The sequence below is a fragment of the Dietzia sp. IN118 genome (genome assembly GCF_032905965.1).
In the GTDB taxonomy this organism is placed as follows: domain Bacteria; phylum Actinomycetota; class Actinomycetes; order Mycobacteriales; family Mycobacteriaceae; genus Dietzia; species Dietzia kunjamensis.
In genome coordinates this window covers 2,552,244-2,571,371 of sequence record NZ_JAUMSR010000001.1, presented here as the reverse complement: position 1 = coordinate 2,571,371, position 19,128 = coordinate 2,552,244, and the positions used below count along the sequence as shown (strand labels likewise).

The 19,128-nt window shown below is 71.7% G+C and carries 19 protein-coding genes and 1 tRNA gene; 16 read left to right on the top strand and 4 right to left on the bottom strand.

All coding sequences use genetic code 11. From position 1 onward, the window contains the following. Positions 1 to 86: 86 nt before the first annotated feature. The 4 genes from Q2K20_RS12325 to Q2K20_RS12310 all read left to right on the top strand — a co-directional run bounded on the left by Q2K20_RS12325 (position 87) and on the right by Q2K20_RS12310 (position 4,542). The gene (locus Q2K20_RS12325) at positions 87 to 1,670 is read left to right on the top strand and encodes a substrate-binding domain-containing protein (protein ID WP_241504700.1); all 1,584 of its coding nucleotides are present in this window, start codon (positions 87 to 89) and stop codon (positions 1,668 to 1,670) included. Between the two features lie 266 nt (positions 1,671 to 1,936). Then, complete coding sequence (locus Q2K20_RS12320; protein WP_067712641.1) at positions 1,937 to 2,227, top strand: DUF485 domain-containing protein; 291 nt, start codon at positions 1,937 to 1,939, stop codon at positions 2,225 to 2,227. Further along, positions 2,227 to 3,846, top strand: a complete 1,620-nt coding sequence (locus Q2K20_RS12315; RefSeq protein ID WP_159147871.1) for a cation acetate symporter — start codon at positions 2,227 to 2,229, stop codon at positions 3,844 to 3,846. The genes Q2K20_RS12320 and Q2K20_RS12315 overlap by 1 nt, the downstream gene beginning before the upstream one ends. Positions 3,847 to 3,981: 135 nt before the next feature. Further along, complete coding sequence (locus Q2K20_RS12310; RefSeq protein ID WP_067712632.1) at positions 3,982 to 4,542, top strand: hypothetical protein; 561 nt, start codon at positions 3,982 to 3,984, stop codon at positions 4,540 to 4,542. A 37-nt stretch (positions 4,543 to 4,579) separates the two neighbouring features. Here Q2K20_RS12310 and Q2K20_RS12305 read toward each other — a convergent pair. Then, a tRNA-Arg gene (locus Q2K20_RS12305) sits at positions 4,580 to 4,655 on the bottom strand. Between the two features lie 208 nt (positions 4,656 to 4,863). On the opposite strand from Q2K20_RS12305, the gene rplM reads away from it, so the two are divergent. The 3 genes from rplM (at position 4,864) to glmM (ending at position 7,362) form a co-directional block, all read left to right on the top strand. Continuing rightward, positions 4,864 to 5,307, top strand: coding sequence for a 50S ribosomal protein L13 (gene rplM / locus Q2K20_RS12300; protein ID WP_007627425.1), 444 nt, complete (start codon positions 4,864 to 4,866; stop codon positions 5,305 to 5,307). Further along, entirely contained in the window at positions 5,304 to 5,846 is a 543-nt protein-coding gene (gene rpsI, locus Q2K20_RS12295) for a 30S ribosomal protein S9 (RefSeq protein ID WP_069389715.1), read from the top strand. The genes rplM and rpsI overlap by 4 nt, the downstream gene beginning before the upstream one ends. A 157-nt stretch (positions 5,847 to 6,003) precedes the next feature. Then, positions 6,004 to 7,362: a phosphoglucosamine mutase gene (gene glmM, locus Q2K20_RS12290; protein WP_067712629.1), complete on the top strand. Its 1,359-nt coding sequence runs from the start codon at positions 6,004 to 6,006 to the stop codon at positions 7,360 to 7,362. Positions 7,363 to 7,435: 73 nt separating this feature from the next. Here the strand turns inward: glmM and Q2K20_RS12285 are convergent, their stop codons facing one another. Next, positions 7,436 to 8,308, bottom strand: a complete 873-nt coding sequence (locus Q2K20_RS12285) for a dienelactone hydrolase family protein (protein WP_240341445.1) — start codon at positions 8,306 to 8,308, stop codon at positions 7,436 to 7,438. Between the two features lie 73 nt (positions 8,309 to 8,381). Here Q2K20_RS12285 and glmS point away from each other — a divergent pair, with 73 nt between their 5' ends. The 8 genes from glmS to tsaD are packed head-to-tail and all read left to right on the top strand — an operon-like array spanning position 8,382 to position 17,180. Next, positions 8,382 to 10,238, top strand: a complete 1,857-nt coding sequence (gene glmS / locus Q2K20_RS12280) for a glutamine--fructose-6-phosphate transaminase (isomerizing) (protein ID WP_069389716.1) — start codon at positions 8,382 to 8,384, stop codon at positions 10,236 to 10,238. 19 nt (positions 10,239 to 10,257) lie between these two features. Next, the gene (locus Q2K20_RS12275) at positions 10,258 to 11,871 is read left to right on the top strand and encodes a bifunctional ADP-dependent NAD(P)H-hydrate dehydratase/NAD(P)H-hydrate epimerase (protein ID WP_301162938.1); all 1,614 of its coding nucleotides are present in this window, start codon (positions 10,258 to 10,260) and stop codon (positions 11,869 to 11,871) included. Between the two features lie 29 nt (positions 11,872 to 11,900). Further along, a complete protein-coding gene (alr, locus tag Q2K20_RS12270; RefSeq protein WP_372509984.1) occupies positions 11,901 to 13,088 on the top strand; it encodes an alanine racemase in 1,188 nt (395 codons plus the stop codon). Further along, entirely contained in the window at positions 13,085 to 14,386 is a 1,302-nt protein-coding gene (locus Q2K20_RS12265; RefSeq protein ID WP_269502389.1) for an alpha/beta fold hydrolase, read from the top strand. The genes alr and Q2K20_RS12265 overlap by 4 nt, the downstream gene beginning before the upstream one ends. Continuing rightward, a complete protein-coding gene (gene tsaE / locus Q2K20_RS12260; RefSeq protein ID WP_268091720.1) occupies positions 14,383 to 14,913 on the top strand; it encodes a tRNA (adenosine(37)-N6)-threonylcarbamoyltransferase complex ATPase subunit type 1 TsaE in 531 nt (176 codons plus the stop codon). Before Q2K20_RS12265 ends, tsaE begins: the two co-directional genes overlap by 4 nt. A 4-nt stretch (positions 14,914 to 14,917) precedes the next feature. After that, positions 14,918 to 15,634, top strand: coding sequence for a tRNA (adenosine(37)-N6)-threonylcarbamoyltransferase complex dimerization subunit type 1 TsaB (tsaB, locus tag Q2K20_RS12255; protein WP_269502383.1), 717 nt, complete (start codon positions 14,918 to 14,920; stop codon positions 15,632 to 15,634). 53 nt (positions 15,635 to 15,687) lie between these two features. Beyond that, a complete protein-coding gene (rimI, locus tag Q2K20_RS12250; RefSeq protein ID WP_269502482.1) occupies positions 15,688 to 16,146 on the top strand; it encodes a ribosomal protein S18-alanine N-acetyltransferase in 459 nt (152 codons plus the stop codon). Between the two features lie 8 nt (positions 16,147 to 16,154). Then, on the top strand, positions 16,155 to 17,180 hold the full coding sequence (gene tsaD / locus Q2K20_RS12245) for a tRNA (adenosine(37)-N6)-threonylcarbamoyltransferase complex transferase subunit TsaD (protein WP_069389993.1): 1,026 nt from the start codon (positions 16,155 to 16,157) through the stop codon (positions 17,178 to 17,180). Here the strand turns inward: tsaD and Q2K20_RS12240 are convergent. Then, entirely contained in the window at positions 17,177 to 17,551 is a 375-nt protein-coding gene (locus Q2K20_RS12240) for a DUF4190 domain-containing protein (RefSeq protein WP_096905925.1), read from the bottom strand. The two genes, tsaD and Q2K20_RS12240, sit on opposite strands and share 4 nt — an antisense overlap. A 9-nt stretch (positions 17,552 to 17,560) precedes the next feature. After that, positions 17,561 to 18,400 carry a formate/nitrite transporter family protein gene (locus tag Q2K20_RS12235; protein WP_069389995.1) on the bottom strand — a complete coding sequence of 280 codons (840 nt, stop codon included), beginning with the start codon at positions 18,398 to 18,400 and terminating at the stop codon, positions 17,561 to 17,563. Between the two features lie 344 nt (positions 18,401 to 18,744). Here Q2K20_RS12235 and groES point away from each other — a divergent pair, with 344 nt between their 5' ends. Then, positions 18,745 to 19,038 carry a co-chaperone GroES gene (gene groES, locus Q2K20_RS12230; RefSeq protein ID WP_181694306.1) on the top strand — a complete coding sequence of 98 codons (294 nt, stop codon included), beginning with the start codon at positions 18,745 to 18,747 and terminating at the stop codon, positions 19,036 to 19,038. Positions 19,039 to 19,128 lie beyond the last annotated feature (90 nt).

The window sequence follows — 19,128 nt, the reverse complement described above, 5'->3', positions numbered from 1 at the left end:
AATGACATCCAGGGGGAACGCCAGCGATGGCCAGGCACAGTGCGTCGCCGCAGAGTGGGAATCCGACGGCCCGCAGGGTCGTCCTCGTGGGAGCCGCGCTCCTCGCGGTCGTGCTCGTCGCGGTACTGGTGCTCGCCGGGCTCTCCCGGGCCGGTGTCGGTGGATTCTGTGGAGACGACCTCCGGATCAGTGTCGCCGCCGAGCCCGAGATCGCCGACCACGTGGATGCCCTGGCCGAGGATGCCGACGGGTGCTATTCCTTCGAGGTCGCCCCTGTCTCGTCGGCTGACCTCGCCGGGCGTGTCGCCTCCCGTGAGGCGCTCCCCGACATCTGGGTCCCGGACTCGGCGGTGCGGCTCGCGCAACTGTCGCGGGACGTGCAGATCCCCTTCGACACGGTGGTGAACTCGCTCGCGTCCACCCCGGTGGTCATCGCGTCCCGCGACACCCCGGTCGACATGTCGACGTGGACCTCCGCCCTGGCGACCCCGGGACTGATGATGGGCGATCCCGTCCGGTCCGGGATCGCGGACGCGCCGATCCTCGCCGCCGCGTCCGAGGTGGAGATCATGCGGTCGACCGCGGACGCACTGGGCGCGTCCATGGCGATCCTGGCGCAGGGGCAGATGAGCCGCATGGAGGTTCCCCCGACATCGCGCGAGATGCTGGACAGGGTGGTCTCCGGGGGCGGCGCGACGATCGTGACGGAGCGTGAGGCGGTGCTCGCCCGGCGTGAGGCCCCGCACGCGGGACTCCAGATCGCCGCTCCCGCCACCGGGGCGGTGTTCCTCGGGTACCCGCTGGCGGTGACCACCCAGGACCCGACCCGGCGAGCCGAGGTCGCCGGTGCCGCCGAAGCACTCCGCGACGCCACGGCCTCGCCCGCCCACCGCGACGGCCTCTCGGCGGACGGTTTCCGGAAAGCGGACCGCGCGCCCCTCGCGGACGGGTCAGGGGTGGGCGAGATCGAGATGCTCGTCGTCCGCGACCCCGACCGCCTCCACGGCGTCCTCCGACGGTGGCGGGTGTTGGCGATGCCCGGGCGGTCCCTCGTCCTGGTGGACACCTCGGGATCGATGGGATTCGGGATACCGGGTACGGACCGGACCCGGATCGAGGCACTGGTCGCCACGGCGGGCGCCGGCCTCGGGCAGTTCCCCGACGACGCGGCTCTCGGGCTGTGGGCGTTCGGCGGGGCCGCCGGCCGGGATGGCAGGCCCTACGCGGAGGTCGCGCCACTCCGACGACTCGACGAGGCCGGCGCCGACGGTTCGCACCGGGAGGCCCTCGGCGGCGCGCTGGCGGCCCTGCCCGGTCTGGTGGGCGGCGGAACCGACCTCTACCGGTCCGTACTCGACGCCTACGCCCAGGTGCGCTCCGGCTACGACCCCAACATGGTCAATTCGATCATCGTGATCTCCGACGGGGCCGACGACGCCACCTCGGACCTCGACGAAGGGGAGTTCCTCGCCCGACTACGCGACATGGTCACCCCGTCGCGCCCGGTGATCGTCGTGACGATCAGTCTGCTCGACGACGCCGCGTCGGGCACCCTGGCGGAGATCTCCCGGGTGACCGGCGGCAGCAGCCACGTCGCGCGGACGCCCGACGAGATCGTGCGGGTGTTCGCCGACGCGGTGGGCCGTCGCGGAGCGGCGCCCGGCGCCTGACTCGCTTAACCCCGGATAGAGGTAGCTGCCCCCTCGGATGGGGGTGCGGCATCCTCCGGTTTCCAGGGAATCGACCGCGTTGCCTGAGAGTCTCCGCCGAGAACTTGTGTTACGTGTCACACTTCCTCCGTCACTATCTGTGAGGCGCATCACTACAGGGGTGCGCTGATGAGAACCCGAAACGGAGGACCTCCGTGTCCCAACCAACTGATCCGCCGACGGGGGGCGCATCGCGGCGAACCCCGGGAACGGCGGAGTTCACGGCGATGCAGTCCAGCCCCGCCTTCCAGGAGTTGCGCAGCAAGTTCCGGGCGTTCGTCTTCCCCATGACCGTCGCCTTCCTCATCTGGTACTTCCTCTATGTCATCCTCGCCGTCTACGCCACGGACTTCATGGCCACGAAGGTCTTCGGGAACATCACCTGGGGGCTGATCATCGGGCTGGGGCAGTTCGTGACCACCTTCCTCATCACGTTCCTCTACATCCGGTTCGCCAACCGCGTGATCGACCCCCGTGCGGAATCCATCCGCCTCGAGCTGGAAGGTGAGGCTGTCTGATGGATTGGCTACTCAACATCAATGAACTCACGCCGGGTGAGCAGGTGGGCAGCACGCTGCTCAACATGGTCGTGTTCGGGATCTTCATCGTCATCACGATGACGCTCGTCCTGAGGGCGTCCAAGTCCACGAAGTCGACGAAGGACTTCTACACCGGTGGGTCGAGCTTCACCGGTCCGCAGAACGGGTTCGCGATCGCCGGTGACTATCTGTCGGCGGCATCCTTCCTCGGCATCGCCGGCGCCATCGCGATCAACGGCTACGACGGCTTCCTCTACTCGATCGGATTCCTCGTCGCCTGGCTCGTCGCCCTGATGCTCGTCGCCGAGCTGATGCGCAACACCGGCCGGTTCACCATGGCCGACGTGCTCAGCTTCCGCCTCAACCAGCGGCCCGTCCGGATGGCGGCGGCCCTGGCCACCCTCGCGGTGTGCCTGTTCTATCTCATCGCCCAGATGGCGGGCGCGGGTGGCCTCGTCGCCCTCCTGCTGAACATCAACGACTCCACGGGGCAGGCGATCGTCGTCGCGGCCGTGGGGCTGCTGATGATCGTCTACGTGCTGGTCGGCGGCATGAAGGGCACGACCTACGTCCAGATGGTCAAGGCCGTCCTGCTGGTCAGTGGCGTCCTCATCATGTGCCTCATGGTTCTCGTGGCCGCCCGCGGCAACTTCTCCGCGCTCCTGGGTGAAGCCGTCGCGAACTCGGGCAAGGATCTGCTGCAGCCCGGTCTGCAGTACGGCGCCACCGAGACCAGCAAGCTGGACTTCGTCTCGCTGTCGATCGCGCTCGTCTTCGGTACCGCCGGCCTGCCCCACGTGCTCATGCGCTTCTACACGGTCCCCACCGCCAAGGAGGCCCGCCGGTCCGTCACCTGGGCCATCGCCCTCATCGGCGGGTTCTACCTGTTCACCCTCGTGCTCGGCTTCGGTGCCGCGGCGATGGTCGGACCGGAGGTCATCGAGGCCGCGCCCGGTGGCGTGAACTCGGCGGCACCACTGCTCGCGTTCGCCCTCGGCGGTGAGATCTTCCTCGGCATCATCTCCGCGGTCGCCTTCGCGACGATCCTGGCGGTGGTGGCGGGGCTGGCGATCACGGCGTCCGCATCGTTCGCCCACGACATCTACAACGGCGTCATCAAGCACGGAAAGGCCACCGAGAAGTCGCAGCTCCGGGTCTCGCGGATCACGGTCGTCGTGATCGGGCTCGTGTCGATCGTCATGGGTATCGGCGCCATGGGGCAGAACATCGCCTTCCTCGTCGCCCTGGCCTTCGCGATCGCCGCGTCGGCGAACCTGCCGACGATCCTGTACTCGCTGTTCTGGAAGCGGTTCAACACCACCGGCGCCCTGTTCTCGATGTACGGCGGGCTCATCAGCACCCTGGTGCTGATCGCGCTCTCGCCGGCGGTCTCCGGTGGCGAGAAGTCGATGATCACGGGCGTCGACTTCTCCCTGTTCCCGCTCTCGAACCCGGGCATCGTGTCGATCCCGCTGGCGTTCCTGCTGGGCATCGTCGGCACGTTCATCGGGAAGAAGGACGAGTTCCCGGAGAAGCGGGTGGAGATGGAGGTCCGTTCCCTCACCGGTGTCGGTGTGGAGAAGACCATCGCTCACTGACGTCTCCTCGGCGGGCCCACCACCACAGGCCCCCGCCGGGTCCGCCCGGTCGTCCTCGGACGACCGGGCGGACCTCGTCGTGGGCCGGGAGGGACTACCCTCAGTGGGCACCACACCGATTCGGAGGCGGTAGAGATGTATCCCGGACAGGACGACCAGACCCGACGCATGGGGCAGCAGCCCGACTCGCGTGCCTACTCGCGGATGGGCGACGACCAGGCCTACGACCCCGCCTATGACGACGGCTACGGAGCCGACGGGGGATACGCCGCCGCGCCCGCGGCGAAGCGCCGTGGCCCCGCCCTCGATGTGGGCAAGTTCGCCGGCAGCGTGGTCGCGACCGCCCTTGTGGCGGCCATCGCCGGATGGCTGATCGCATGGATCGTGGAAGCGGTGTTCGCGCGTTTCGGCCACCAGTGGGCCAACGGCGGGAACACGCCCACGATGTACGCGGTCTACGGGGCCGTCGCCGCGCTCCTCGCCGGGCTGCTCTGGTACCTGCTGCTCGTCGGCACGGCCAACCCCCAGCAGTTCTACTCCTGGACCGTCGGGCTGCTCATCGTCGCCGCCGTGGCGCTGCCGCTGCTGGTCACGGTGCCGTTCCTCGACGGCCTGGCCGCCGCGATCGTCCACCTGTTCATCGGGTTGCCGATCCTGGCGCTGACCAGCGCATTCTCCGCCACTCTCCGGCGATGACGCGCCTGCGGCGGCCGTGACGGCCGGCCGCTGTGGGTGGTGCCCCCGAGAGGAATCGAACCTCCGACACCGGCTTTAGGAGAGCCGTGCTCTATCCACTGAGCTACGAGGGCGGGAACCGGGGAGAGTCTAACCGATGGGCAGGGGATCGTGATCGCCGACTTGGAGAGAGTGGTCCCGGCCGGTAGTCTTGACCGTCGGCGTCCATGTCGTCCCCTGGTGGGGCGGTGGACCACCTCGCGCGGGTCACCACCGGCCGCCGTTCGAGGGGGAGGGCGCCCGCCCGGCCGGCAGCCCACTAGACAGACAGAGGTATCGCCTGTGTCCACGTACACCCCCAAGCCCGGGGACGTGACGCGCGCCTGGTACGTCATCGACGCCACTGATGTGGTTCTCGGTCGACTCGCCGTCCAGGTCGCCAACATCCTCCGTGGCAAGCACAAGCCGCAGTTCGCCCCGAACGCCGACACCGGCGACTTCGTCATCATCATCAACGCCGACAAGGTCGCGATCTCGTCCAACAAGCGTGACCGCGTGGTGCAGCACCGCCACTCCGGTTTCCCGGGCGGCCTGAAGTCGCAGACCCTGGGCAAGGCCATGGACACCCGTCCCGACCGCGTCGTCGAGAAGGCCGTCAAGGGCATGCTGCCGAGCAACAAGCTCGGCCGTGCCGTCGCCTCCAAGCTCAAGGTGTACGCGGGTCCCGATCACCCGCACGCCGCCCAGCAGCCCGTGCCCTTCGAGATCAAGCAGGTGGCCCAGTGACCGACGAGAACATCACCCCCGAGGCCGAGGTCGCCGACGACGTGGTGGCGGACCTCGCCGCCGAGGTCGCCGAGGACTACAGCGAGGCCGACTACGCCGGTGGCACCGACTTCGTCGCCGACGCCGACGCCCAGCTGGGGTCGACCGTCACCTCCGGTCCGGCCCAGGCCGTCGGACGTCGCAAGGAAGCCGTCGCCCGCGTGCGCCTGCTCCCCGGTTCCGGCCAGTTCACCCTGAACGGCCGCACCCTCGAGGAGTACTTCCCGAACAAGGTGCACCAGCAGCTCGTCAAGTCGCCGCTGGTCCTCGTCGAGCGCGACGAGCAGTTCGACATCGTGGCACTGCTCCACGGTGGCGGCCCCTCGGGTCAGGCCGGCGCGCTGCGTCTGGCCATCGCCCGCGCGCTCATCCAGTACTCGCCGGACGACCGCCCGGCGCTCAAGAAGGCGGGCTTCCTCACGCGCGACGCCCGTGCCGTCGAGCGCAAGAAGGCCGGCCTCAAGAAGGCCCGTAAGGCCCCGCAGTACTCGAAGCGCTGATCCACCCGGGTCGCGTCACCGGAGCAGGCCCCTGCGTATGCGGGGCCTGCTCCGGTCCATTTGCCCACTGCACTGTCGGTCGGGGTTATCCTGACCCGGCCATTCACGCCCACCGTCCGCGGCGGGGCGAACCACCACCCCCGGAGGACCACACGATATGACGCGACTGTTCGGCACCGACGGGGTCCGCGGACTCGCCAACCGGACCCTCACCGTCGACCTGGCCGTGCGCCTGGGGGCGGCCGCCGCGGCGGTCCTGGCGACCGAGGTCGAGCCGTCGCCCCGCCGGGCCGAATCCCGGCCCGTCGCCGTCGTCGGCCGTGACCCCCGTGTCTCCGGGGAGATGCTCGAGGCCGCCCTGGCCGCCGGCCTGGCGAGTCAGGGCGTCGATGTCCTGCTCGTGGGCGAGTTGCCGACCCCGGCCGTCGCCCACCTCACGGCCCAGCACGAGGCCGAGCTGGGTGCCGTGATCTCCGCCTCGCACAACGCGATGCCGGACAACGGCATCAAGTTCTTCGCCGCCGGGGGCCACAAGCTGGCCGACGAGGTGGAGGACCGTGTCGAGGCCGCCCTCACCGACGGTGCCATCACCGGACCGACCGGCTCAGCGATCGGCCGTATCTCGCGGGCGACGCAGGAGGACGCCCTGGACGGCTATGTCCGGCACCTGCTCGATGCCACGCCGGGCCGGTTGGACGGGCTCGTCGTCGTCGTCGACTGCGCCAACGGCGCCGCCAGCGCGGCGGCCCCGCGTGCCTACCGCGAGGCCGGCGCCACGGTGATCGAGATCCACGCCAGCCCCGACGGCTACAACATCAACGACAACTGCGGTTCCACCCACCTCGACGACGTCCGCGCCGCGGTGCGCGCGCACGGCGCCGACCTGGGCCTGGCGCACGACGGCGACGCGGACCGGTGTCTGGCCATCGACGCCTCCGGCGAGGTTGTCGACGGCGACCAGATCATGGCGATCCTGGCCCTGGCGATGCGCGACTCCGGGGAGCTCGTCGGCAACACACTGGTGGCCACCATCATGAGCAACCTGGGGCTCAAGGTCGCCATGCGGGAGGCCGGGATCGAGATCACCGAGACCAAGGTGGGCGACCGCTACGTTCTCGAGCGTCTGCGCGAGGGTGGGTACAGCCTCGGCGGCGAACAATCCGGGCACCTCGTGCTGCCCGCCCACGCCACCACCGGTGACGGCGTGCTCACCGGGTTGCGCCTCATGGCCCGCATGGCGGAGACCGGCAAGTCGCTGGCCGAGCTCGCCGGGGTCATGACCGTGCTGCCGCAGGTCCTCGTCAACGTGCCGGTCGAGGACAAGGCCGCAGTCGTGGCATCCGGGGCGGTCTGTGACGCCGTGGTGGGGGAGGAGCGCAGGCTCGGCTCCACAGGCCGCGTGCTTCTGCGTCCCTCCGGCACCGAGCAGCTCGTCCGCGTGATGGTCGAGGCGGAGGACGCGAACCTGGCCGGCGAGGTCGCCGAGCGCCTGGCGGGCGTGGTCGCCGCCGTGTGACCGTCCGGGCCCGTGCGCTCTCCGGCGCCGGGCCCCGGCGACCGGGCCCCGGCGACCGGGCACCGGAGGGCGATCAGCCGCCCGTGAAGGACTTGACCAGCTTGAGCATCGGCGGGGCGCTGGCGAGCAGGTCGTCGGCCTCCTCGTCGAGCATCTCGTGGGTGACCGTGACGGTGCCCTTGAACTCCGCCTCCGGATCGGCGAACGCGGCATAGGTGTCGTCGTCGGTCAGGGTGGCCAGCAGGTACCCCGCCAGCAGCGGGCGCACGGCCCGATGGGTGCGGAGGTCGGGGTCCGCCAGCCCGACCCGCTCGAGAAGCGGGTTGCGCTCAACCAGACCCGTCTCGATCGCCTTCTCCAGGCGTCGGTGTACCAGGTCGCCGCGCCACAGGCGCTGCAGTTCGCGGGCGTCCTCGGAGTGGACCCCGCCCGCACCCGAGAGCAGCAGGGCGGGGGCGTCGACGGTCATCGCCCGATCGGCGGCCGAGGGCACGGTCTCGGTGGGGAAGACCATGACCACCCCGTCGATGTCGGTGCGCTGGGAGGCCAGCAGCGCGGCGACCCCGCCGCCGAGACCGTGCCCGGCCACGGCGATCCGGTGTGGATCGGCCCGGACGGCCCCGCGGCCCAGGGTGGCCTGGAGGACGTCCTCCAGCGCGGCCGACAGGTGATCCGCGTAGTGCTGGTGGTTCGGCCTCAGGCCGCGGTCCGAGGCGGGCGCCACCACCACGAACCCCCACGACGCGAGATGCTTGAGGGTGTCGACGTAGTGCTCGGGCCCCCTGGTCCAGTCGTGGGCCCAACCCACGAGCGGGGCCGGCGACGGAGCGCCGCGGGGGACGAACACGACCCCCGGCGTCCCGGTGAAACCGAGGTCGCCCCTGTCGACACCGTAGGGGCCGCGTCGGGACACCCGGGCGAGCAGTTCCTTCGTCTTCTTGGCCACGATGGCCACAGTATCGCCTCGGGGGCGACGAAGGGGCGAGGGTCCCCGGACTGCGTGGCTACACTTAGCGGCCATGTGCGGAATCGTCGGATATGTCGGGCACAGGCCCGCCCTCCCTGTCGTCGTCGAGGCCCTGCGGCGGATGGAGTACCGCGGCTACGACTCGGCTGGTGTCGCCGTCCTCGACGGCGCGGGCACCTCCCGGGTCGAGAAGAAGGAGGGCAAGCTCGCCAACCTCGAGGCGGAGCTCACGGCGGCGGGCGGGGGCGGGTTCCCGGGTACCACCGGCATCGGCCACACCCGCTGGGCCACCCACGGTCGCCCGAGCGACCGGAACGCCCACCCGCACGTCTCGGGCGACGTCGCGATCGTGCACAACGGCATCATCGAGAACTTCGCCCCGCTGCGCGCGGAGCTCGAGGCCGCCGGGGTCGATCTGGAGTCCGACACCGACTCGGAGGTGGCCGCCCACCTGGTGCGGTGCGAGATGGAGTCGGGCCGCAGCGGCGGCGACTTTGTCGCCGCGTGCCGCACCGTGCTCCGCCGCCTCGAGGGCGCGTTCACCCTCGTCTTCAGTCACGCGGCCCACCCGGACGTCCTGGTGGCCGCGCGCCGCTCGACCCCGCTGGTGCTGGGCGTCGGCGAAGGCGAGATGTTTCTCGGTTCCGACGTCGCGGCGTTCATCGAGCACACCCGCGAGGCGGTCGAGCTCGGCCAGGACAACGTCGTGGTGTTGCGGGCCGACTCCTACGAGATCACCGACTTCGCCGGTGAGCCCAGCGAGGGGCGCCCCTTCCACATCGACTGGGATCTCGCCGCCGCCGAGAAGGGCGGTTACGACTACTTCATGCTCAAGGAGATCGCCGAGCAGCCGCAGGCGGTCGCCGACACGCTGCTGGGCCATTTCCAGAACGGCCGCATCGTGTTGGACGAGCAGCGGATGACCGACCAGGACCTGAGGGACATCGACAAGGTGTTCATCGTCGCCTGCGGCAGCGCCTATCACTCCGGCATGGTCGCCAAGTACGCGATCGAGCACTGGACGCGCCTGCCATGCGAGGTCGAGATCGCCTCGGAGTTCCGTTATCGCGACCCGGTCCTGGACCGTTCCACGCTGGTGGTGGCCATCTCCCAGTCCGGCGAGACCGCGGACACCCTCGAGGCGGTCCGCCACGCCAAGTCCCAGAAGGCGCGCGTCCTGGCCGTGTGCAACACCAACGGCTCGCAGATCCCGCGCGAGGCCGACGCCGTCCTGTACACGCACGCCGGTCCCGAGATCGGTGTGGCGTCGACGAAGGCGTACCTGGCGCAGATCACCGCCAACTACCTCGTGGGCCTCGCGCTCGCGCAGGCCCGCGGCACCAAGTACCCGGACGAGGTCGCCGCCGAGTTCCGTCAACTCGAGCAGATGCCGCACGAGATCCAGAAGGTCGTGGACTCCCTCGACCCGGTCCGCGGGATCGCCCGCGAGCTCGCCGGCGCCAAGTCGGTGCTGTTCCTGGGGCGCCACGTCGGCTACCCGACGGCCCTCGAGGGCGCGCTCAAGCTCAAGGAGCTCGCGTACATGCACGCCGAGGGCTTCCCGGCGGGCGAGCTCAAGCACGGGCCCATCGCGCTCATCGAGGAGGGCCTGCCGGTCTTCATCGTGATGCCGCCGGTTGAGGGCCGCGGGGTGCTGCACTCGAAGCTGGTGAGCAACATCCAGGAGATCAGGGCCCGCGGCGCGCGGACCATCGTGATCGCCGAGGAGGGTGACGACGTCGTCCGGCCGCTGTCGGACTACTTCATCCCGATCCCGGCGTCGACCACTCTCCTGCAGCCGCTGCTGGCCACCATCCCGTACCAGGCGTTCGCGGCCGAGGTCGCGGCCGCGCGGGGGTACGACGTGGACAAGCCGCGGAACCTCGCCAAGTCCGTCACGGTCGAGTAGGCCGGCGGGGGCCACGGCAATGAGGCGCGCTCACCCGGTCGGGCAGATCAGGGATGCCGAGCGCCCGCTCATCGCCGCCGCCGCAGCCTCCGGGGACCCGGATGCGGTGATGCGCCGTGCCGCGGCCGGGGTGGCCCACCACACCGCCGTCCTACTGAGGGAGCGCACCGGGGGCCTCTATGGCCGGACGGTGCAGCTGCTGGTCGGTGCCGGCGACAACGGGGGCGACGCGCTCTACGCCGGCGCGATGCTTCGGGCCCGTGGCTGTCGCGTCGACGCCGTGATGCTCGACCCGGACCGCGCACACGCTCGCGGTCTGGTCGCCCTGCGCCGTGTCGGCGGGCGGATCCACGACACGGAGTCGGTGGGCTCTCGTCTTCCGGTCCCGGATGTCGCCGTCGACGGCGTGGTGGGCCTGGGCGGACGCGGACCGCTGCGCCAGCCGGCCGACCGGATCGTCAACGGCCTGGCCGCGGCCGGGGTTCCGTGGGTGGCAGTGGATCTGCCCAGCGGGGTCGACGCCGACACCGGCACCGTCCACGACGCCCACGTTCCCGCCACCCTCACCGTGACGTTCGGGCTGCTGCGGCGGGCCCACTTGCTGGCTTCGCCGGTGTGCGGCCGCGTCGAGGTGGTGGATATCGGCCTCATCGATCCCACGGATCCCGTGCAGGCGCGTCGTCTGCAGATGCAGGAGCGCGTGCCGGACTATCTGAGCGCCGGTCCGAACACTGTCGTCGCCCACTCCCGCGCCGAGGTGGGGCGCACGTGGCCGGTGCCCGGCCCGGCCGACGACAAGTACACCCAGGGCGTCGTGGCCGTGCGCGCTGGATCCGACCGGTATCCGGGGGCAGCGGTGCTGTGTGCGTCCGCCGCCGTGGCGGCGACGTCGGGGATGGTGAGGTACGTCGGATCCGGCGCGGGGGCGGTGCTCGCGGCCCGACCGGAGGTGGTGTGCCACCCGACGGTGGCCGAGGCCGGCACCGCCCAGGCGTGGGTGGTGGGGCCGGGCGGCGGGACGGGGACCGACGCGGTGGCCGACATCGACGCGGTCCTGTCGACGGGACGGCCCACCGTCCTCGACGCCGACGCCCTCACCTGCATCGCCACCCACCCCGTGCTGCTGCGCAGCGCCACCGCGCCCGTACTGCTCACCCCGCATGCCGGCGAGTTCGACCGCCTCACCGGTGGATGGGACCGCGGGGACCGCCCCGGCGCGCTGCGCCGCTTCGTCGCGGGTCTGCGCGAGCGCGGGATCGGGGCGACGGTGCTGCTCAAGGGGCGGGTCACCCTGATAGACGACGGCGAGACGACGTTCGCCGTGGATGTCGGTTCCTCGTGGGCCGCGACAGCGGGTTCGGGCGATGTCCTGGCCGGGATGGCGGGCGCGCTGCTGGCGAGCGGCATGGGTGTCGGTGGCATGGGTGTCGGTGACCGGGCTGTCGGCGACCGGGGCGTGGGCGGTTCCGTTCCCGGGGAGTCGTTGGCGTGGCCGGCGGTCGCGGCCGCGACGGCGCACGGGGAGGCCGCGCGGCGGGCCGCGCACCGCCAGGGAGTGGCGGGTGCGCCGATCGGGGCCTCCGATCTACTGGCAGCAGTGCCGGGAGCGATCTCCGCCCTGCGGGGGGCGTGAATCGCCCACCGGTGATGGTTTTTGGCAGTATTGACGAAATGGGTCCAGTTGTCCCCCCGGCGCCGTGCCGCATCGAGATCGATCTGGACGCGATCGAGCACAACAGTCGCGTCCTGGTCCGAGCTGCGCGCGGGGCGCGGGTCATGGCCGTGGTCAAGGCGGACGCCTATGGTCACGGGGCCGTCCCGGTCTCACTGGCCGCGCTGCGCGGTGGGGCGCACGCACTCGGCGTGACGACGATCGCGGAGGCGACGCAGCTGCGGTCGGCGGGGATCGGGGCCGAGATCCTGGCGTGGCTCTACTCGGCGTCCGATGACGTCCGGTCGGCCCTGGAGGCCGACATCGACCTCGCCGTCCCGAGCCCGGGCCACCTCGACACCGTGCTCGAGGCCGCCCGACGTACCGGCCGCCGCGCGCGGATCACCCCCAAGATCGACACGGGTCTCGCCCGGTCGGGCATCGCGTTGGAGGACTGGCCGGCCGTGCTCGAGCGGCTGGTCGCGGCGACCGCCGGCGGTCTCGTCGAGGTGACGGGGTTGATGGCGCACTTCGCCCACGCCGATGATCCGGGCAACCCGGTGATCGACCTGCAGGTGGCCCGGCTGCACGAGTGCGTGTCCCTCGCGCGTGCCCGGGGGCTGGAGTGCCCGGTCAACCACCACGCCAATTCGGCGGCGACCCTGACCCGCCCCGAGGACGGCTTCGAGATGGTCCGGCCGGGGATCGCGCTCTACGGTCTCAACCCGGTCGAAGGCCTGGAGGCCGACCTGGTCCCGGCCATGACGTTCTCGGCGGAGGTCCTCCTGGTGAGGCGCGTGGCCGCCGGTCAGGGCGTGAGCTACGGGCACACGTGGCACGCCCCGCACGACACCACCGTTGCCCTGATCGCTGCCGGTTACGCCGACGGGGTGTGGCGGCTGCTGTCGGGCCGGATGGACGTCACGATCGGCGGACGCCGGTATCCGAACGTCGGCCGCGTCTGCATGGACCAGTTCGTCGTCGACCTCGGCCCGGAGCCCGCGACGCCGGTCCGGGTGGGGGACACCGCGGTGCTGTTCGGGAACGGGGCCGACGGCGGCCCGACGGCCGCCGAGTGGGCCAGGACGGTCGGCACCATCCACTACGAGGTGGTCACCGCCGTGCGGGGGCGTGCCGAGAGGCACCACGTCCTTCGTGCGTCACACGGTGCCGACCGGGGGCGGGAGGCTGCGATATGAGCGAGGACGACGACGGCGAGGTGACCGGTCGCAGCGGAAGGCCCCGGATCCGTCTGCCCAGACGCCCGGCCCGGTCCGCGGCCGAGGAGCCGGTGGAGATCCGACCACCCGAGGTCGTGGGGGGCGCGCCCGGGGATCTCGAGGCGATCAGGGAGCATATCCGGACCCCGGGAGGGCTGCGTGCGGGCCTGGGAGCCCTCGGTGCGGCCACGCTCGGTTCGGTGGTCACCCTGCTGCCCGGTCGACGCGCCAACGACCCGTGGGCGGGCGAAGACATGTGGGAACTCGGAGTGGACCGTGGCTCCATGGTCGCGGCCTCCGACGGCGTACCGCTCGCGGTGCGGGAGGCCGGGCCCACCGATGCGCCGATGACCGTCGTGTTCGCCCACGGCTACACCCTGTCGATGGACAGCTGGCACTTCCAGCGGCGGCATCTCGCGGACCGGTTCGGCTCGGAGATCCGGATGGTGTTCTACGACCAGCGTGGACACGGGCTGAGCGGGATGAGTTCGCGGAAGAACTCCACCATCGACCAGCTGTCCCGGGACCTCGACACCGTCATCTCGGCGACGGCACCCACCGGTCCGGTGGTGGTGATCGGGCATTCCATGGGCGGGATGACGGTCATGGGATATGCCGCGCGCCACCCGGAGACCGTGCGGGAGCGCGTCCTGGGGGCCGGGCTGGTCTCCACCGCCATGGCCGAGCTCTCCGAGGCGGGGCTCGGCGCGGTGCTCGACAACAAATCCGTCGCGCGGCTCGCCGGTCTCGCAGGCCGGAGTCCCGGGGTGTTCACCAACGGTCGGCGGGCCCTCGGGGCGCTCATCTCGCCGTTCATCTACGGCGGCTCGTTCGGTGACCCCGCCGCGATGAGCCCGACCGTCGCCCGGTTCGTGGACAAACTCATCGGCTCGACCGACGTGCTGACCATCGCCAACTTCTTCGAGACCCTCACCCAGCACGACGAGTCGGCCGCCGTGCCCGTCCTGCGGGACGTCCGCACGACCGTCCTGTGCGGTGACCGCGACCTGCTCACCCCGCTCGACCGGTCGGTCGACATCGTCGAGGAACTGCCGGACGCCGAGTTCGTGGTGGTCCCGGGTGCCGGGCACATGGTGATGCTGGAGGAGCCCGCCCACGTGTCCGAGGTGCTGGGGGACCTGGTGGCCGACGCGATCATCGAATGGCGGGAGCGGGAGCGTCGCGCCGACGGCGTGGGCCGCGCCGCCATGCCCCCGCCGGACCGGGGCGCCGGTGGGGAGACGGCCCCGTCCACCGACCACGACCGGGCCTCGTGACGATCCGCGTCCCCGGGCAGCGCGACCTGCCGACGGCGGAGGACACCCGGGCACTGGGCGCCGAGCTCGCCGGCCTCCTGCGGGCCGGCGACGTGGTGATCCTCGACGGCCCCCTCGGCGCCGGCAAGACCGCGCTGACCACCGGGATCGCCGCCGGCCTGGGGGTACGCGGGCGCATCACCTCGCCGACCTTCGTCATCGCCCGTCGCCACGCCCCGGCGACGCCCGGCCGTCCGGGGCTGGTCCACGTCGACGCCTACCGACTGCTCGGCGGCCAGGACCCGGACGGTCCGCAACCGACCAGGGCCGACCTGGCCGACGAACTGGAATCGCTCGATCTCGACACGGCACTCGACAGCGACGTGGTGGTCGTCGAGTGGGGCGCCGGATTCGTCGACTCCCTCGTCGAGGCGCCACTGGTCGTCACCCTGCGTCGGCCCGACGGCACCGACGGCACCGACGTCCGGACGGCGAGCTGGCGCCGGGACGCCTCGGACGGTCCCGCACCCGGCCCGGCGGTACCCTGACCCCGTGCTCGTCCTCGCCGTAGACACCTCCACGCCCTTCGTCACCGCAGGGGTGTGCCGACTCGTGCCCAGCGACCGGGACCCGCAGGTGGATGCACTGGCCACGCGGGTCACCGAGGACGCCCGCGCCCACGCGGAGCTGCTCACCCCGCACATCCTCGAGTGCCTCACCGCCGCGGGCCTCACGCCGCGCGAGCTCGACGCCGTGGTCGTGGGCATCGGTCCGGGACCGTTCACCGGCCTGCGCGTCGGGATGGCGACCGCAGCCGCATTCGCCGACGCCATCTCCAGGCCGGTCCACGGGGTGTGTTCGCTGGACGGGCTCGCGGCCACCGCGCGCGCCGCCGGGGCGACCGGAGACCTCGTCGTCGTCACCGACGCCCGCCGCCGGGAGGCCTACCACGCCCGCTACTCCGCGGACGGCGCACGGACCTCGGGCCCCATGGTGGGCCCCGCCGCCGGGATCGACGCGGACGGCGTCGACCACCTGGTCGGCGACCCCGTACGCCTGGGAGAGGTCACCGCCGCCGGCCACGCCGCCGCGGGGATCCTCGAGGCGGTCACCGCGCCCGACCCCGCCGGCCTCGTCACCGTCGCGGCCCCCGACCTCCTCGCGGGCACGGCCCCGGCGCCGCTGGAACCGCTCTACCTGCGTCGGCCCGACGCCGTCCCGCCCCGGCGCGCCGCACCCTCGACCGCGCTGCGGGGGGTCCGGCGGTGACCGGGACGCCGCCGGACGCGATCGTGCACGACCATCTGGTCGCCGACGACGCCATGCGCTGCGCCGACCTCGAGAGGGTGCTGTTCCCCGCCGACGGTCCGTGGTCGGCCGCCGCGTTCCTGTCGGAGATCGGCTCCCGGCACGCCCACAGCTTCGCGGCGCGGGCGGACGGGGTCCTCGTCGGTTACGCCGTGCTGGCCGTGCTCGGGCCCGAGGGGGATCGTGAGTACGAGGTGCACACCATCGGGGTCGATCCGGCCCACCAGGGGCGGGGGATCGGGCGCACGCTGCTGCGCCGCATGCTCGACGTGGCGGACGCGGACGCGGCGCCGGTGGTGCTGGACGTGCGGACCGACAACGTCCCGGCCCGCACCCTGTACGAGGCCCACGGGTTCGAGGTGGTGGGGCTGCGTCCCCGGTACTACCGGCCCAGCAGGGCCGACGCGCACCTCATGGTGCGGCCGGCGGGAGCGCGAGGACAGAACGACGGAGGGAAGGTGAGCGACCGGTGAGAACCGTCATGGGGATCGAGAGCTCGTGCGACGAGACGGGGGTCGCCGTCGCGCGCGTGCACGACGACGGCCGCGCCGAGTTGCTGTCCGACGTGGTCGCCTCGTCGATGTCCGAGCACGCCCGGTTCGGCGGGGTCGTCCCGGAGATCGCCTCCCGCGCCCACCTCGAGGCGCTCGTGCCGACCGTTCGCGCCGCCCTCGCCGAGGCGGGGCTGGAGCGGCCGGACGCCGTCGCCGCCACCATCGGACCCGGCCTGTCCGGGGCGCTGCTCGTGGGGTCGTCCGCCGCCAAGGCCTATGCGGCCGCGTGGGGGGCCCCGTTCTACGCCGTCAACCACCTCGTCGGCCACGTCGCCGTCGCGGGCTTCGACGGTGACCCGCTTCCCGAGTGCGTGGCCCTGCTGGTCTCCGGTGGGCACACCCAGCTGCTGCACGTCCGCTCGCTCACCGAGCCGGTCGTCGAACTCGGGTCGACCGTCGACGACGCGGCCGGGGAGGCCTACGACAAGGTGGCCCGGCTGCTCGGCCTGGGGTACCCGGGCGGGCCCGTGATCGATCGGCTCGCGGGCACCGGTGACCCCACGGCGATCGCGTTCCCGCGCGGGATGACCGGACCACGCGACGCCCGGCACGACTTCTCCTTCTCCGGGCTCAAGACCTCGGTCGCCCGACGCATCGAGGCCGCCGAACGCGACGGCGAGCAGCTCGACGTGGCGGACGTCGCGGCCTCGTTCCAGGAGGCGGTGGCCGACGTGCTCACCATGAAGGCTGTCCGGGCCTGCACCGACCTGGGCGTGGACACCCTGCTCGTGGGTGGCGGGGTCGCCGCCAACTCGAGGTTGCGTGACCTCGCCGCGAGCAGGTGTGCCGACGCGGGCCTGACCCTGCGCGTCCCGCGGCCGCGGTTGTGCACCGACAACGGCGCGATGGTGGTGGGGGTCGCCTCCGCGCTCCTCGCCGCGGACGCGGACCCCAGCCCCCTGACCGTGGCGGCCGACCCCGGGCTGCCGGTCGAGGTCACCCAGATCGCCTAGTAGCCGAGGAGTGCCATCCCCACGGTGGTGAACGTGAACGCCATCAGCAGGAACGCGGCGACCGCGGCCAGGCAGAGGTAGCCGATCACGAGGGCGGACACGGCCATCTCCCTTCCGGCCTCGCCGCTGCGGGTGATCTGCCTGAGGGACGTGTGTCCGATCGCGACCACGACGACCGCGACGGCGGCCGGGACCAGCGGCACGAACAGGCCGAGGAACGAGCCGAACACCACGTTCGCGACGGCGATCACGAGGGCGACGACGGCCAGTGTGTTGGTCCCGGGAGGGTGGAACGATCCCGGCGTGCCGTCGGACCCGGTTCGGCGGCGCGGCCCGTCGGGCCGATCCCCTGGCTTCTCGGGTGGGTGCATACGAGGAGGTCACTCCTGGGGTGGGTGGGTGTGGCCCGCCGGTGCCCCGGGGGAGCGGTCGACCCGCGTCCGTTGCGCGAAGTACAGTCCCAACCCCGCGAGGGTGATCCCGCCGATGAAGTTACCGACATGCACCGGGATCTGGTTCCACAGCAGCCAGTCGGCGATGCTCACATCGGCCCCGAGCATCATGCCCGCGGGGATCGTGAAGTGGTTGACGACCGCGTGCTCGTAACCGAGCGCGAAGAACGTGAGGATCGGCAGCCAGATGGCGAGGATCTTGCCCGAGGTGCTCGTGGAGGAGAGCGACATGATCACGCCGAGCGCGACCAGCCAGTTGCACAGCACGGCGCTCAACGTCACCCAACCGAGTCCGGTGACGACGCCGGCCTCCTTGTAGGCCACCGTCTTCTCCACTGCGAGGTCCACCAGGCCCTGGGCCCCGGTGGCGTCGGGTTCGGTCCCCATCCCGGTGAGCACGGAGGTCAGCATCCACGCCGCCGCGAGCCCGCCGACAGTGTGCCCGAGGATCGTCCAGCCGAAGATCCGTAGGCAGTCGCGCGCCCGGATGCGGCCCTCCATCGCGGCCAGCGGGACCAGCCCGTAGGCGCCGGTGACGAGTTCCCAGCCGAGCAGGACGACCATGGTGAGGCCCAGTGGGAAGAGCACGGCGCCGAGGATCGCCACTCCGGTCGCCTCGGTGGCCACGACGGCCAGAAGGGTGGCCGCGCCGAGCAGGTAGACGGCGAGGAAGCCGCGGAGGGCCGGTTGCCACCCCGGGGCGTCGGCTTTCGCCTCCCCGCCCTCGCCTGCGGCGGTGACGATGTCCGGGGGCGCGACTGTGGTCATTTCTGGGCCTCGCTGTACTCGATCGGGATCGGGTCGGGCAGAGGGGGTGGTCCGGTTGATGTCCGTGCGGTGCGGGTGAGCCTACCCGCGGCGCAGGCCCGCGCCGAGCGTTCTCCGATCCCCGTCGGACCCCGATGGCGGCGAACCCGCACGCGGTTTCCTTGAGTGCTGGCACTCGCCTGTGTAGAGTGCCAATAGACACGGAGCTCCGAGGGCGCCACCCGCGACGGTGCACGCGGCAGCCCGGGTCGTACATAAACCACGGGCCGCCTTCCGGCGTCCCGATCTGTCCAACCACACTCCGAGTCGCCCGGCATCCGGGCGGCCACACCCCATACGGGAGGATCATCGTGGCGATCAAGCCGCTTGAGGACAAGATTCTCGTCCAGGCCCTCGAGGCCGAGACCACCACGGCGTCGGGTCTCGTCATCCCGGACACCGCCAAGGAGAAGCCCCAGGAGGGCACCGTCGTCGCGGTCGGCAAGGGCCGCTTCGACGAGGACGGCGACCGCATCCCCATGGACATCAAGGAGGGGGACAAGGTCATCTACTCGAAGTACGGCGGCACCGAGATCAAGTACGAGGGCAAGGAGTACCTGATCCTCTCCTCGCGTGACGTCCTCGCGGTCATCGACTGACGTGAGCTGTTGACCCCCGCCCCGGCGGCGCCGGCCAGAGCCAGGCACCACCGGGGCGGAGGTGTCTCACCCCGCGGTACCCGCCCGTCA